10 protein-coding genes are annotated in these 13,074 nt (G+C 72.8%); 6 read left to right on the top strand and 4 right to left on the bottom strand.

Annotated elements, in window-relative coordinates:
• Window positions 1-10 precede the first annotated feature (10 nt).
• A complete protein-coding gene (locus tag EV188_RS09320) occupies window positions 11-715 on the bottom strand; it encodes a TetR family transcriptional regulator (protein ID WP_133825944.1) in 705 nt (234 codons plus the stop codon).
• Window positions 716-827: 112 nt separating this feature from the next.
• On the opposite strand from EV188_RS09320, the gene EV188_RS09325 reads away from it, so the two are divergent.
• From EV188_RS09325 to EV188_RS09335, 3 genes are read left to right on the top strand one after another with little or no spacing between them, the layout of a single operon-like run.
• Window positions 828-2,144: an acetyl-CoA C-acetyltransferase gene (locus tag EV188_RS09325; RefSeq protein WP_133825945.1), complete on the top strand. Its 1,317-nt coding sequence runs from the start codon at window positions 828-830 to the stop codon at window positions 2,142-2,144.
• Window positions 2,145-2,149: 5 nt separating this feature from the next.
• Window positions 2,150-3,523, top strand: coding sequence for a 3-oxoacyl-ACP reductase (locus tag EV188_RS09330; protein WP_133825946.1), 1,374 nt, complete (start codon window positions 2,150-2,152; stop codon window positions 3,521-3,523).
• Window positions 3,523-4,413, top strand: coding sequence for a MaoC/PaaZ C-terminal domain-containing protein (locus EV188_RS09335; RefSeq protein WP_133825947.1), 891 nt, complete (start codon window positions 3,523-3,525; stop codon window positions 4,411-4,413). Before EV188_RS09330 ends, EV188_RS09335 begins: the two co-directional genes overlap by 1 nt.
• A 132-nt stretch (window positions 4,414-4,545) precedes the next feature.
• On the opposite strand, the gene EV188_RS09340 is transcribed toward EV188_RS09335, so the two are convergent.
• Together EV188_RS09340 and EV188_RS09345 are read right to left on the bottom strand one after the other, a co-directional pair.
• Window positions 4,546-5,349, bottom strand: a complete 804-nt coding sequence (locus EV188_RS09340) for an MBL fold metallo-hydrolase (RefSeq protein WP_133825948.1) — start codon at window positions 5,347-5,349, stop codon at window positions 4,546-4,548.
• Window positions 5,350-5,377: 28 nt separating this feature from the next.
• Window positions 5,378-6,559 carry a zinc-dependent alcohol dehydrogenase gene (locus tag EV188_RS09345; protein ID WP_133825949.1) on the bottom strand — a complete coding sequence of 394 codons (1,182 nt, stop codon included), beginning with the start codon at window positions 6,557-6,559 and terminating at the stop codon, window positions 5,378-5,380.
• Window positions 6,560-6,721: 162 nt separating this feature from the next.
• Between EV188_RS09345 and EV188_RS09350 the strand changes: the two genes are divergently transcribed.
• On the top strand, window positions 6,722-8,734 hold the full coding sequence (locus EV188_RS09350) for a PhoX family protein (RefSeq protein ID WP_133825950.1): 2,013 nt from the start codon (window positions 6,722-6,724) through the stop codon (window positions 8,732-8,734).
• A 46-nt stretch (window positions 8,735-8,780) separates the two neighbouring features.
• Here the strand turns inward: EV188_RS09350 and EV188_RS09355 are convergent, their stop codons facing one another.
• Window positions 8,781-9,797 (bottom strand): NADP-dependent oxidoreductase, encoded by a 1,017-nt coding sequence (locus EV188_RS09355; RefSeq protein WP_133826338.1) that lies wholly within the window; start codon window positions 9,795-9,797, stop codon window positions 8,781-8,783.
• A 199-nt stretch (window positions 9,798-9,996) separates the two neighbouring features.
• On the opposite strand from EV188_RS09355, the gene EV188_RS09360 reads away from it, so the two are divergent.
• Both EV188_RS09360 and EV188_RS09365 read left to right on the top strand, forming a co-directional pair.
• Complete coding sequence (locus EV188_RS09360) at window positions 9,997-12,549, top strand: ATP-dependent Clp protease ATP-binding subunit (RefSeq protein ID WP_133825951.1); 2,553 nt, start codon at window positions 9,997-9,999, stop codon at window positions 12,547-12,549.
• 173 nt (window positions 12,550-12,722) lie between these two features.
• Window positions 12,723-13,058 (top strand): DUF1918 domain-containing protein, encoded by a 336-nt coding sequence (locus EV188_RS09365; protein ID WP_133825952.1) that lies wholly within the window; start codon window positions 12,723-12,725, stop codon window positions 13,056-13,058.
• The last annotated feature ends 16 nt before the right edge of the window (window positions 13,059-13,074 follow it).

Below are 13,074 nucleotides of genomic sequence, written 5' to 3' on the forward strand. Positions count from 1 at the left end.
GAGTGCCCCGTCAGGAGGCCGATGACGCGGCCGAAGGTGTGACGGTGCGCGAGAGACCCGACCAGGCGAGGTCCGCGAGCTGGCCCGCGAGGGTCTCGCGCTCGAGGTCGGGACGGGCGGCGAGCCACTGGTCGCCCGCGGCACGGACCATGCCGACGAGGGCGTGGCCCCAGGTCTGGGCCGGCGTGGCGTCGCGGTTCTGGCGGCGCAGCTCGGTGGAGATGATCTCCGCGATGTGGTCGCCGATGACCGTGCAGAGATCGCTGACAGGGTCTTCGCCCTCGGGGCGGTCGAGCTTCGGGGGGCGCATGACGTAGCGGTAGACCTCGGGGTCGGCCTCGATGAGCCCGAGATAGGCGTCGATGCCGGACACCAGCGTCTGGCGGGGGTTCTCGGTGGCGTCGCGCATGGCGGTCTGGAGCTGGCCGACGAGCACGGCCGCCACCCAGTCGCAGACGGCGAGGTAGAGGTCGTTCTTGTCGGCGAAGTGCCGATACACGACGGTCTTGCTGGTGCGGGCCTGCGCGGCGACCTGGCTCATGCCGACCTCGGCCCCGTGCGCGCGGATGGCCACGATCGTGGCGGCGGTGAGCTCCTGGCGCCGGGCCCGGCGATGCTCGTCCCAGCGGCTGGACCGACGGTCGCGCCGCGGACGTGACGCGTCGCGCTCACTGTCACGCCCGCTCTCGGGGTGATGCGTGGAACGACGGCTCACGTTACCGACGGTACCTGATACTTTCGGGTAACTACGGCCGCACGGCGAGCGTCACGCCGCCGTGACCGCGCCGCACCCCTGCGAACAGCTCCGGATACCTCCGGGAGGAATCGTGCCCTCCGCACCATCGTCCCCGCGCCGCGCCGCCATCGTCGGCGCCAACCGCATCCCCTTCGCCCGCTCGAACGGCGCGTACGCCCGGGCCTCGAACCAGGACATGCTCACCGCCGCGCTCGACGGTCTCGTCGCGCGGTTCGGGCTGGCCGGCGAGCGCCTCGGCGAGGTCGCGTCCGGCGCGGTGCTCAAGCACAGCCGCGACTTCAACCTCACCCGCGAGGCCGTCCTCGGCAGCCGCCTCTCGGCCGCGACACCGACCTACGACCTGCAGCAGGCCTGCGGCACCAGCCTGCAGACGACGCTCCAGGTCGCCAACAAGATCGCCCTCGGGCAGATCGAGAGCGGCGTCGCCTCGGGGGTCGACACCACCAGCGACGCGCCGATCGAGGTCAACGACGACCTGCGCCGCGTGCTGCTCGCCGCCAACCGGGCGAAGTCCACCGCGGGCGTCGTCAAGGCCCTCGCGGGGCTGCGACCCGGGCAGATCGTCCCCGAGATCCCGGCCAACAAGGAGCCGCGCACCGGCATGTCGATGGGCGAGCACGCCGCCCAGACCGCCGCCGCGTGGGGCATCAGCCGCACCGCGCAGGACGAGATCACGGTCGCGAGCCACCAGCACCTGGCCGCCGCCTACGACCGCGGGTTCTTCGACGACCTGCTGACGCCCTACCTGGGGCTCACCAAGGACAACAACCTGCGCGCCGACTCGACCCTCGAGGGCCTGGCGAAGCTCAAGCCGGTGTTCAGGCCGGCCGGCTACCCCGACACCGAGGCCACGATGACGGCGGCCAACTCCACGCCGCTCACCGACGGCGCCGCGACGGTCCTGCTCGCCAGCGACGAATGGGCCGCCGAGCGCAACCTGCCCGTGCTCGCCCACTTCGTCGACGCCGAGACCGCCGCCGTCGACTACGTCCACGGCGACGAGGGCCTGCTCATGGCCCCCACCTACGCCGTGCCGCGCCTGCTCGAGCGGAACGGGCTCACGCTGCAGGACTTCGACTTCTACGAGTTCCACGAGGCCTTTGCCTCGACGATCCTCGCCACGTTCGCGGCGTGGGAGGACCCGATCTTCTGCAAGGAGCGCCTCGGACTCGACGGGCCGCTGGGCACGTTCGACAAGACCAAGCTCAACGTCGCGGGGTCGTCGCTGGCCACGGGCCACCCGTTCGCCGCCACCGGCGCCCGCATCGTCCCGACCCTGGCGAAGCTGCTGCACGAGAAGAGCCAAAGAGATGGCACAGCCGGCCGGGGCCTGATCTCGATCTGCGCCGCCGGTGGTCAGGGCGTCGTCGCCATCCTGGAGGCCTGAGAGACATGTCCAACGACTGGTACTCCGACTTCGTCAACTCCGGCTTCGGGAAGTCGATCGCCGGCACCGTCGGGCTGCCCCCGGTGCCCCGGCTGCGCCGCTACGAGCCCGGCCAGCCGCTGCTGTCGGGCCCGGCCCTGCTCGGGACGGCGACGGCGAGCGGGCGCGTCGCGAAGGTCGTGCGCTCGCTGCTGACCGACCTGGGCGTCGAGGTCCACGAGGACCCGCAGGCCCCGGTCGGCGGCGGCAGTTCGACGTCGAAGGTGGCCGCCGGGATCGTCGACGCGACCGGCCTCTCGTCGCCCGCCGACCTCGCGGCGATCCAGGGCTTCCTCACCCCGGTGATGCGCCGGGTCGGGCCGTCGGGCCGCATCCTCGTGATCGGCGACGTGCCCGGCGAGGCAGGAGCGCCGTCGGTGCGCGCCGCCCGCCGCGCGCTGGAGGGCCTCGTGCGCTCCGCGGCCAAGGAGGCCCGCTACGGCGCGACGGTGAACCTCGTCCACGTCGCCGACGGGGCCGAGAACGACATCGAGTCGACGCTGCGCTTCTTCCTCTCGTCGCGCTCGGCGTTCGTCGACGGGCAGCGCCTCGAGGTCGGCACGGTGCCAGGCTTCGCGGGCTCGAGTCAGGGCGTCGACTGGGACAAGCCGCTCGCCGGGCGCACCGCCGTCGTCACGGGTGCCGCGCGCGGCATCGGCGCGACCGTGGCGAAGACCCTGCGCCGCGACGGCGCGACGGTGATCTGCGTGGACGTGCCCGCTGCCGGCGACGCGCTCGCGCGCACAGCCAACGACGTCGGCGGCAGCGCGCTGCAGCTCGACATCACCGCCGACCACGCGCCCGCGACCCTGCTCGACCACGCGCAGCGCCACGGCGGGCTCGACGTCGTCGTGCACAACGCCGGGATCACTCGCGACAAGCTCCTGGCCAACCAGGACCGCGACCGCTGGAACTCGGTCATCGACGTCAACCTCAACGCCCAGCTCGCGATCAACGACGCGCTGCTGGCGTCCGATGTCTTCCACCGCGGCGGGCGCATCGTCACCGTGTCCTCGATGGCGGGGATCGCGGGCAACCGCGGTCAGACCGCCTACGGCGCCTCGAAGGCCGGCGTCATCGGGATGGTCGACGCCACGGCCCCGCTGCTCGTGGAGAAGGACGCGACGATCAACGCGGTCGCGCCGGGCTTCATCGAGACCGACATGACCGCCGCCATGCCCGTCGGCACCCGCGAGGCCGGGCGGCGGTTGTCGTCGATGACCCAGGGCGGGCTGCCGATCGACGTCGCCGAGACGATCGCCTGGTTCGCCCAGGGCGCGTCCTACGCCGTCAACGGGCAGGTGCTGCGCGTCGACGGCCAGAACTACCTGGGGGCCTGATGACCGCGCAGCCTCCCCCCGTCGCTCCGCTCGCCCGGGTCGAGACGCTCGATGCGGCGCCCACCCTCGGCGTCCTCTACGGCCGCGCGCTGCTCACGGCTCGGTCGGGCGGCACGACGCTGCCCGACCGCCGCCTCGAGCTCGCCGGGGTGCGCATCGACGCCGACGCCGTCGCCGACTACGACCACGTGTGCGGGTTCTCCGTCGGCGGCGTCGTCCCGCCGACCTATCCGCACATGCTGGCGTTCCCGCTGCAGATGCGGCTGATGACCGACCGCGAGTTCCCCCTGCCCGCGCCGGGCATGGTGCACCTGCGCAACGTCATCACCCAGGTGCGGCCGCCCGAGGTCGGCGAGCCGCTGCGCGTCGCCGTGCACGCCGACCGGCTCGCCGCGCACCCCAAGGGCGCGCAGGTCGACCTCGTCACCGCGGTCACCGACGTCGACGGCGCGGAGATCTGGGGCTCGCGCAGCACCTACTTCGTACGCGGCGCCCCGGCCCCCGAGGGCGCCGACGACGCCGCCTCGCGTGAACCCGAGCCGCACGTCGGCCGGCTCCCGCACGCGATCTGGACGGTGCCGGGCGACATCGGTCGGCGCTACGCCGCGGTGTCCGGCGACGTGAACCCGATCCACGTCAACGGCCTCGCCGCCAAGGCGTTCGGGATGCCGGGCACCATCGCGCACGGGATGTGGACCAAGGCCCGCGCGCTCGCCGCGCTCGCGGGTCGGCACGGCCCGGCGTTCACCGTCGACGTCGTGTTCAAGGCGCCCGTTCGCGCGCCGTCGAAGGCGTACTTCCACACCGCCCGCGCCGACCGCGGCTGGGACGCGAAGCTCGTGAGCCCGAAGGGCCGCGACCACCTGCTCCTGACGCTGCGCGAGGCCTGACGCTCGACCGCCGGGACCACGGCACTGCGCCGGGTGCGTCCCGCCCTGACGAACGAACGGCGCTTTCGCTGCTTCGCAAGCAGTGAAGGCGCCGTTCGTTCGTCCCGGGGTGGGCGGGCCGGAGGCGCCCGCCTACAGGGCGATCGTGCCGCCGCGGTCCACGACGTCGACGCGGTCCGACCAGCCGCGGCGCTCCACCTCGCCGAGGAACTCCGACAACGGCGACCGGAAGACGCCGTAGTCGTCGTAGTGGATCGGCGTCGCGCGCTTCGGCGCGATGGTCTCCAGGACGTCGGCGCCCATCCGCCCGTCCATGGTGACGACGATCCCGCCGGGCAGGGTCGTGCCGCCGAGGTGCAGGACGGCGCGGTCGACCTCGCCGACGTGCTCGCGAATCTGCGCGATGCCCTCGAACGGCAGCGTGTCGCCCGACAGGTAGATCCGGCGCAGGACCTCGCCGGACGGGTCGGCGAACTCCAGCAGGCTGCCCATCACCGGCGGCAGCAGCCCGCCGACCGGGCGCGGCGCGTGCCGGCCGGGCAGCGCGGTGACCCGCAGCGTCGCGCCGTCGGGGCGCACGAGCGTGTGCGACTCCCAGGTCGCCAGGCCCAGGGCGCGCCGGAAGCGCTGCCGCGACTGCAGGGTCCGGGCGGCCGCAGGCGTGGTGATCACGGGCAGGGAGCGGTCGAGACCCCGGCGCGCCACCCGGTCCCAGTGGTCGCCGTGCAGGTGCGAGAGCACGACGGCGTCGAGGGCCGGCAGCTGCGCCGGGGTGAGCGCGGGCTCGGTGAGCCGCTTCGAGACCAGCCCCTTGCCGAGGTAGGCCCGCTGGCCGCGGTGCAGGAAGTTCGGGTCGGTGAGGACCGTGAACCCCCCGCACCGCACCAGCGTCGTCGCCGTCCCGACGAAGAACAGCGAAGGGTCGTCCTCGTTCACGGTCCGGCTCCGCTGCGCTGCGCGTCAGTCACGGCGACAGGACCACCTTGATGCACTCGTCCTGCTTCTTCTGGAAGATGTCGTACCCGTGCGGCGCCGACTCGAGCGGCAGGCGGTGGGTCTCCAGGTCGTGCACGCCGAGCGGGTCCTCGTCGGTGAGCAGCGGGAGGATCTCCGGGGTCCAGCGCTTCACGTGGGCCTGGCCCATCTGCAGCGAGATGCCCTTGTCGAAGATCTTCAGCATGTTGATCGGGTCGGCGGTGCCGCCGTAGACACCGGACAGCGAGACGACGCCCGCGCGCCGCACCGCGTCGACGGCCCCGACCAGCGCGGCGGTGCGGTCGACGCCCGCCACCTGCATCAGCGGCGCCGAGATCGCGTCCGGCAGCTTGTTGACGATCTTCTGCGCGAGCTCCGGGATCGCCGAGCCGCCGTGGGCCTCCATGCCGACCGCGTCGATCGCGGAGTCGGTGCCGCGGCCGTCGGTGAGGTCGCGGATCGCGGCGGTGACGTCGTCGACCGTGCTCGCGTCGACGACCTCGACGCCGTGCCGGCGCGCCATCGCGTTGCGCTCGGGGACGCTGTCGACGGCGATGACCCGGTAGCCCCGGTGACGGGCGATCCGTGCGGCCATCTGCCCGATCGGGCCGAGACCGAACACCGCGACGCTGCCGCCGTCGGGGATGCGCGCGTACTCGACGGACTGCCACGCGGTGGGCAGCACGTCGGAGAGGTAGAGGAAGCGCTCGTCGGCGGGGCCGTCGGGGACCTTGATCGGGCCGAACTGCGCCTGCGGCACGCGCAGGTACTCGGCCTGGCCGCCCGGGACCGGCCCGTAGAGCTTCGTGAAGCCGAACAGCGACGCGCCCATGCCCTGGTTGCGGTTCTGGGTGGTCTCGCAGGCCGCGAACCACTGCCGCTCGCACATCCAGCAGTGCCCGCAGGAGATGTTGAAGGGGACGACGACCCGGTCGCCGACCTTCAGGTCACCGGTCTCGGAGCCGACCTCCTCGACGATGCCCATCGGCTCGTGGCCGAGGATGTCGCCCTGGTCGAGGAACGGCCCGAGGACCTCGTAGAGGTGCAGGTCGGAGCCGCAGATCGCGGTGCTCGTCACCTTGATGATCGCGTCGGTCGGCTCCTGGATCGTGGGGTCCGGGACGGTCTCGACGCGAACGTCACCCTGTCCCTGCCACGTGAGTGCTCGCATCGTCTCGGCTGCCCGACGCCCGCGCCGCCCGAAACGAACCGTCGGGTCGGTCACGCCCCGGAGCTGGGCGTGTTCGGCTGGTGTTCATCCGCCTCACGCCGCCGCGACGCCCGGCGGACCTAGCGTCGCTGCGACCACCACTTCGGACACACGGGAGATTCCGTGCGCCTGCTGCCGCTCGCCGTCCGCCGCCCCCACGGACGCCCGGCCATCTCGTGCCGCTACCGGTGCGCCGACGCGTGCTCCCGGGAGGCGCCCAACCCGACCGACCACACGCCGTTCCGCGAGGTCGCGGCCGCGGCGCTGAGCCGGCGGCGCGTGCTGCAGGCGGGCCTGGTCGCGGGGCTCTCCGGCACCCTCGCCGCGGCGTGCGGGACGAGCGGCAGTGCGGGTGCCGCGGCGCCCCCGACCGCCCCGATGCCCTCCCCGTTCGGCTTCACCGCGGTCGCCCCGAACACCGAGGACGCCGTGCGGGTCCCCGAGGGGTTCGACCAGCAGGTCGTCATCCGCTGGGGCGACCCCGTGCTGCCCGGCGCGCCCGCCTTCGACCCGAACGCGCAGACCGCCGCCGCGCAGGCCCAGCAGTTCGGGTTCAACAACGACTTCCTCGCGCTGCTCGACGTGCCGGGCAGCCCGGGCCGGGCGCTGCTCGTCGCGAACCACGAGTACACGACCGAGCCGTTCATGATCCCGGGATACAACCCCGACGCGCCGACCCCCGAGCAGGTCGCGATCGGCATGGCGGCGCACGGGATGTCGGTCGTCATGGTGCAGCGCGACCCCGCCTCGGGACGCCTGACGCCGGTGATGGACGGGGTCAACCGGCGGATCACCGCGAGCACCCCGATGACGCTGACCGGCCCCGTCGCCGGCGACGCGCTCGTGCGCACGAGCGCCGACCCCGAGGGCCGCACGGTGCTGGGCACCCTCAACAACTGCGCGGGCGGGGTCACGCCGTGGCGCACGGTGCTCACCGGCGAGGAGAACATCGACCAGTACTTCGCGAACGGGGAGACGGTCGCCGACCTGGCGCTCGCCCGCTACGGCATGGACGGCGGCGCCACCGAGCGGAGGTGGGAGGGCGTCGACCCGCGCTTCGACCTCATCCGCGAGCCGAACGAGGCCAACCGCTTCGGCTGGGTCGTCGAGGTCGACCCGTTCGACCCGTCCTCGACCCCGCGCAAGCACACCGCGCTCGGCCGCTTCAAGCACGAGGGCGCCAACGTCCGCGTCGGCCCGACCGGCACCGTCGCGGCGTACATGGGCGACGACGAGCGGTTCGAGTACCTCTACAAGTTCGTCTCCTCGCGCACCCACCGCGCGGGCGACACCCCCGCCGACCGCGAGTCGAACGCCCGCCTGCTCGACGAGGGCACGCTGTTCGTCGCCCGCTTCTCACCGGACGCCCCGGGGGGCGGGCCCGACGGCAGCGGCGAGTGGCTGCCGCTGGTGGAGTCGCTCGCCGACGGCACCGGGCGCTCGTTCGTCCCCGGGATGAGCGCGGCGCAGGTGCTCGTGCACACCCGGATCGCCGCCGACACCGTCGCCCCGACGCCGATGGACCGCCCCGAGGACGTCCAGCCCCACCCGACCACGGGACGCGTCTACGCCGCGCTGACCAACAACGACGAGCGCGGCACCCCGGGCAAGCCGGGTCCCGACGGCGTCAACCCGCGCGGCGAGAACACGAACGGCCAGGTCCTCGAGCTCGTCGAGGGCGGCAACGACCCGGGCGCGCGGACGTTCGCGTGGTCCCTGCTGCTGGTGTGCGGCGACCCCGCCGCCGCGGACACCTACTTCGGCGGCTTCCCGAAGGACCAGGTCTCGCCGATCTCGTGCCCCGACAACGTCGCGTTCGACGCCGTCGGGAACCTCTGGATCGCGACCGACGGCAACGCGCTGGGCTCCAACGACGGCCTGTTCGCGGTGCCGCTCGAGGGCCCGCAGCGCGGCCGTGTCCAGCAGTTCCTCACGGTGCCGCGCGGGGCGGAGACGTGCGGGCCGGTGGTCGAGGAGCGCCTGGCGCTGGTGGCGGTGCAGCACCCGGGCGAGTCGGACGACGCGAGCCTCGCGAACCCGATCTCGCACTGGCCCGACGGCGGGACGAGCGTCGCCCGCCCCGCCGTGGTGTCGGTCTGGCGCGCCGACGGGGGATGGCTCACGCCACGTGCGTGATATGGGTCCCTCCGGCGACCCATATCACGCACGTGGCCGCAGGCCATCACAGCTTGACGATCATCTTCCCGGTGTTCTCGCCGCGGAGCATGCCGCGGAAGGCCTCCACGGCGTCGTCGATGCCCTCCGCGGTGGTCTCCGAGAACTTCACCTTGCCCTCGGCCACCCACGGCGTGACCTCCTCGAGGAACGCGCCCATCCGCTGCCACGAGTCGGTGACGATGAAGCCCTGCAGCGACAGGCGTTTCTTGACGATCTGGAAGAGGTTCGACGGTCCGGGCGTCGGGTCGTCCGCCGTGTCGTTGTAGTGCGCGATCGCCCCGCACGCGGCGACGCGGGCGAAGTCGTTGGCACACGCGATCGCGGCCTCGAGGTGATCTGCGCCGACGTTGTCGAAGTAGACGTCGACGCCGTCGGGCATGGCCTTGCGAAGCTGGTCGACGACGGGCCCGTCCTTGTAGTTGAACGCCGCGTCGTAGCCGAGCTCGCCGGTCAGCCACTGCACCTTGTCGGCGCTCCCGGCGCTGCCGACGACGCGCGAGGCGCCCTTGAGCTTCGCGAGCTGCCCCACGAGGCTGCCGACCGCGCCGGCGGCGCCGGACACGAACACGGCGTCGCCCTCGCGGAACGCCGCCTTGTCGAGCAGCCCGACCCAGGCGGTCAGACCCGGCATGCCGAGCACGCCGAGGTAGGCCGACGGGCTGACGCCCTGCGGCGCGGCGACCTTCTGGACCTGCTTGGCGGGCACGACGCCGTGCGTGCGCCACGCGAGGTTGGTGGTGACGACGTCGCCGACGGCCACGTCGCCGCTGTTGCTCGCGACGACCTCGCCGACCGCGCGCCCGTCCATCGCCTCGTTCAGCGCGAACGGCGGGACGTAGGACGGCACGTCGTTCATACGCCCGCGCATGTAGGGGTCGACCGAGAAGTACTGGTTCGCGACGAGCACCTCGCCGTCGCCGGGCTCGTCGAGGTCGCGGTCGACGAGGGCGAAGTCGTCGGGCTCGGGCATGCCCTGCGGGCGGCGGACGAGGTGGACCTCGCGGGCGGTCACGGTGCTCATGCCTCCCGCGTGCCCGCGCGGGCGCGTGCCCATGCCGTGATGCGGGTAGCCCTCCGACGTGAGCGTCATCGACTCATGGTCCACGTCACGACTTGAGTCGCCACCACTCAGGAATGAATGATCCCCCCGCGTTGCTGACCAGTTCAGTGCCGGCGAGACCAGCCGGCTCGAACTCTTGCTGGACCCACTGAGGAGCTTCATGACCAGCGCCTTCGGGCCCGGTGGTCCCGGGTCCGGCCCGTTCGACGACTTCCTCGCGAGCTTCCTCGGCGGAGCGTCCCCGCGAGGTGTCCAGCGCATCGACATCACCCAGCTCATGACCGAGCCGGCCCGCCAGCTCGTCGGTGCCGCGGCCCAGCAGGCCGCCGAGCGCGGCAACACCGACCTCGACGCGTGGCACCTGCTGCTCGTCGTGACCCAGGTGCCGCCGCTGCGCCAGCTCCTGTCCGGAGCGGGCGCCGACGTCGACGCGCTGGCGCGGACCGCCGACGAGCAGCTGCCCCGCGGCGAGGCCCGCACGGAGCCCCCGTCGCTGACCCCGACGGCCAAGCGCACCCTGCTCGACGCGCACCAGATCTCCCGAGCCCTCGGCTCGAGCTACATCGGCCCCGAGCACATCGTGCTCGCGCTGGCCGCGAACAACGACAGCCCCGTCGGCCGCGCGCTCGGCCAGCAGGGCGTCACCCCGCAGTCGCTGCAGCGCTCCGCCGCGTCCGGCGGGCAGCGCCCGAGCGGCGGGGGGTCCGGTGGCGGCGACAACGCCGACTCCAGCACCCCGACCGTCGACCAGTTCGGCGTCGACCTGACCGCCAAGGCGCGGGCCGGCGAGCTGGACCCGGTCGTCGGGCGTGAGGACGAGGTCGACCAGACCATCGAGGTCCTCTCGCGCCGCACCAAGAACAACCCCGTCCTCATCGGCGAGGCGGGCGTCGGCAAGACCGCGGTCGTCGAGGGCATCGCCCAGCGCATCGTGTCCGGCGACGTCCCCGAGCAGCTCGAGGGCAAGCGCATCGTCCAGCTCGACCTGTCGGGCATGGTCGCGGGCACCCGCTACCGCGGTGACTTCGAGGAGCGGATGACCAAGCTGGTCGCGGAGGTCCGCGAGCACTCGGACGAGCTGATCGTCTTCATCGACGAGCTGCACACCATGGTCGGTGCCGGCGGGTCGTCCGAGGGCGGCATGGACGCCGGCAACATCCTCAAGCCGGCCCTGGCCCGCGGCGAGCTGCACATCGTCGGCGCGACCACGCTGGACGAGTACCGACAGTCGATCGAGAAGGACGCCGCGCTCGAGCGCCGGTTCCAGCCGGTGATGGTGCCGGAGCCCTCGGTCGAGGACACGGTCGCGATCCTGCACGGGCTGCGCGACCGGTACGAGGCGCACCACCAGGTGCGGTTCACCGACGAGGCGCTGACGGCGGCCGCCGAGCTCTCCGAGCGCTACGTCACCGACCGGTTCCTGCCCGACAAGGCCATCGACCTCGTCGACCAGGCCGGCGCGCGCAAGCGGCTGCAGGCCAAGGGCCCGCACACCGACTCGCGCGAGCTCGAGCGCAAGCTCGAGTCGCTGACCCGTGACAAGGACCAGGCCGTCGCCGACGAGGACTACGAGCGGGCCGGCGCGCTGCGTGACGAGATCGCGCAGACGCAGTCGTCGCTCGAGGCGGCGCGCTCCGACCGGCAGTCGGGGCAGGCGGGCGTGCTCGAGGTGTCCGTCGAGGACATCGCCGAGATCGTCGCCCGTTCGACCGGCATCCCCGTCAGCCAGCTCACCGAGACCGAGCGGGACCGCCTGCTCAAGCTCGAGGAGCAGCTGCACGAGCGGGTCGTCGGCCAGGACGACGCCGTCACCGCGATCGCCGAGGCCGTCCGCCGCTCGCGGGCCGGGCTCGACGACCCGAACCGCCCGATCGGCAGCTTCCTGTTCCTCGGCCCGACCGGCGTCGGCAAGACCGAGCTGGCCAAGGCCCTCGCGGCGACGATGTTCGGCGACGAGGACCGCATGGTCCGCGTGGACATGAGCGAGTACTCCGAGCGGCACACCGTCTCGCGGCTCATCGGGTCGCCCCCCGGCTACGTCGGGTACGGCGAGGCCGGTCAGCTCACCGAGGAGATCCGCCGCCGGCCGTACTCGGTGGTCCTGCTCGACGAGATGGAGAAGGCCCACCCCGACGTCTTCAACACGCTGCTGCAGGTGCTGGACGACGGGCGGCTGACCGACTCGCAGGGCCGCACGGTCGACTTCCGCAACACGGTGCTGATCATGACCAGCAACGTCGGCTCGGAGCTGATCACGACGAACACCCAGGCCCTCGGGTTCGCGGGTGCCTCGTCCGACCCGGACCGGTCGCTGCAGGAGCGGCTGATGCCGAAGCTGCGCGAGTCGTTCCGGCCCGAGTTCCTCAACCGGATCGACGAGGTGATCGTCTTCAAGCGGCTCGACGCGGAGCAGCTGCGGCGCATCACCGACCTGATCCTCGACGAGACGCGCGAGCGCCTCGACGCGCAGGACATCGGGTTCGCGATCACGGAGGCGGCCGTCGACCGCCTGGCCGAGCTGGGCTTCCAGCCCGAGTTCGGGGCCCGGCCGCTGCGCCGGACCATCCAGCGCCAGGTCGGCAACCGGCTGTCGTCGATGCTGCTCGCGAGCGAGCTGCACGGTGGCCAGACGGTCACGGTCGACGTGGCGGACGGCGAGCTGACGTTCGGTGTCGCGGAGACGCCGACCGAGGCGCCGGTCGCCGCCGGCTGACCGAGCTGTTCTGAGCGAAGGGCACCTTCGGGCGGTCTATCCGCCGGGGGGTGCCCTTCGCCGGTCGGGCACGTTGTGAGCGAAGGGCACCTTCGATCGAGTAGATCGAGCGAAGGTGCCCTTCGGCCGTTCCGGGTACCTGCCCGGCGACACCGTCGAGAAGGAGGACCCTCGTGAGCGCGTCCGTGGGCGACCGCATCCGCATGCACTCCAACACCACCGACGTCCCCGACCGGACCGGCACCGTGGTGGCCGTGATCGGCGAGGACGGGCCGCCCTACCGCGTCCGCTTCGACAGCGGCGAGGAGACGATCGTGACCCCGGGGCCCGACGCGACGATCGAGGCGGGCTCGGTCGGCGACAAGCTGGGCCTGGCCGCCGAGCACGCGGGCGAGAAGGCCTCCGAGGTCGCCGGCGCGGCGAAGGAGCAGGCCGAGGGCGCGGCGGGCGCCGCGGCGCGCGTCGTCTCCGGGATCGCCGACGACGTGGCCAAGCGCTTCGAGCGCTGAGCGTCCCTGCACGACA

Origin of the sequence: Actinomycetospora succinea, assembly GCF_004363095.1 — a bacterium.
Taxonomy (GTDB): domain Bacteria; phylum Actinomycetota; class Actinomycetes; order Mycobacteriales; family Pseudonocardiaceae; genus Actinomycetospora; species Actinomycetospora succinea.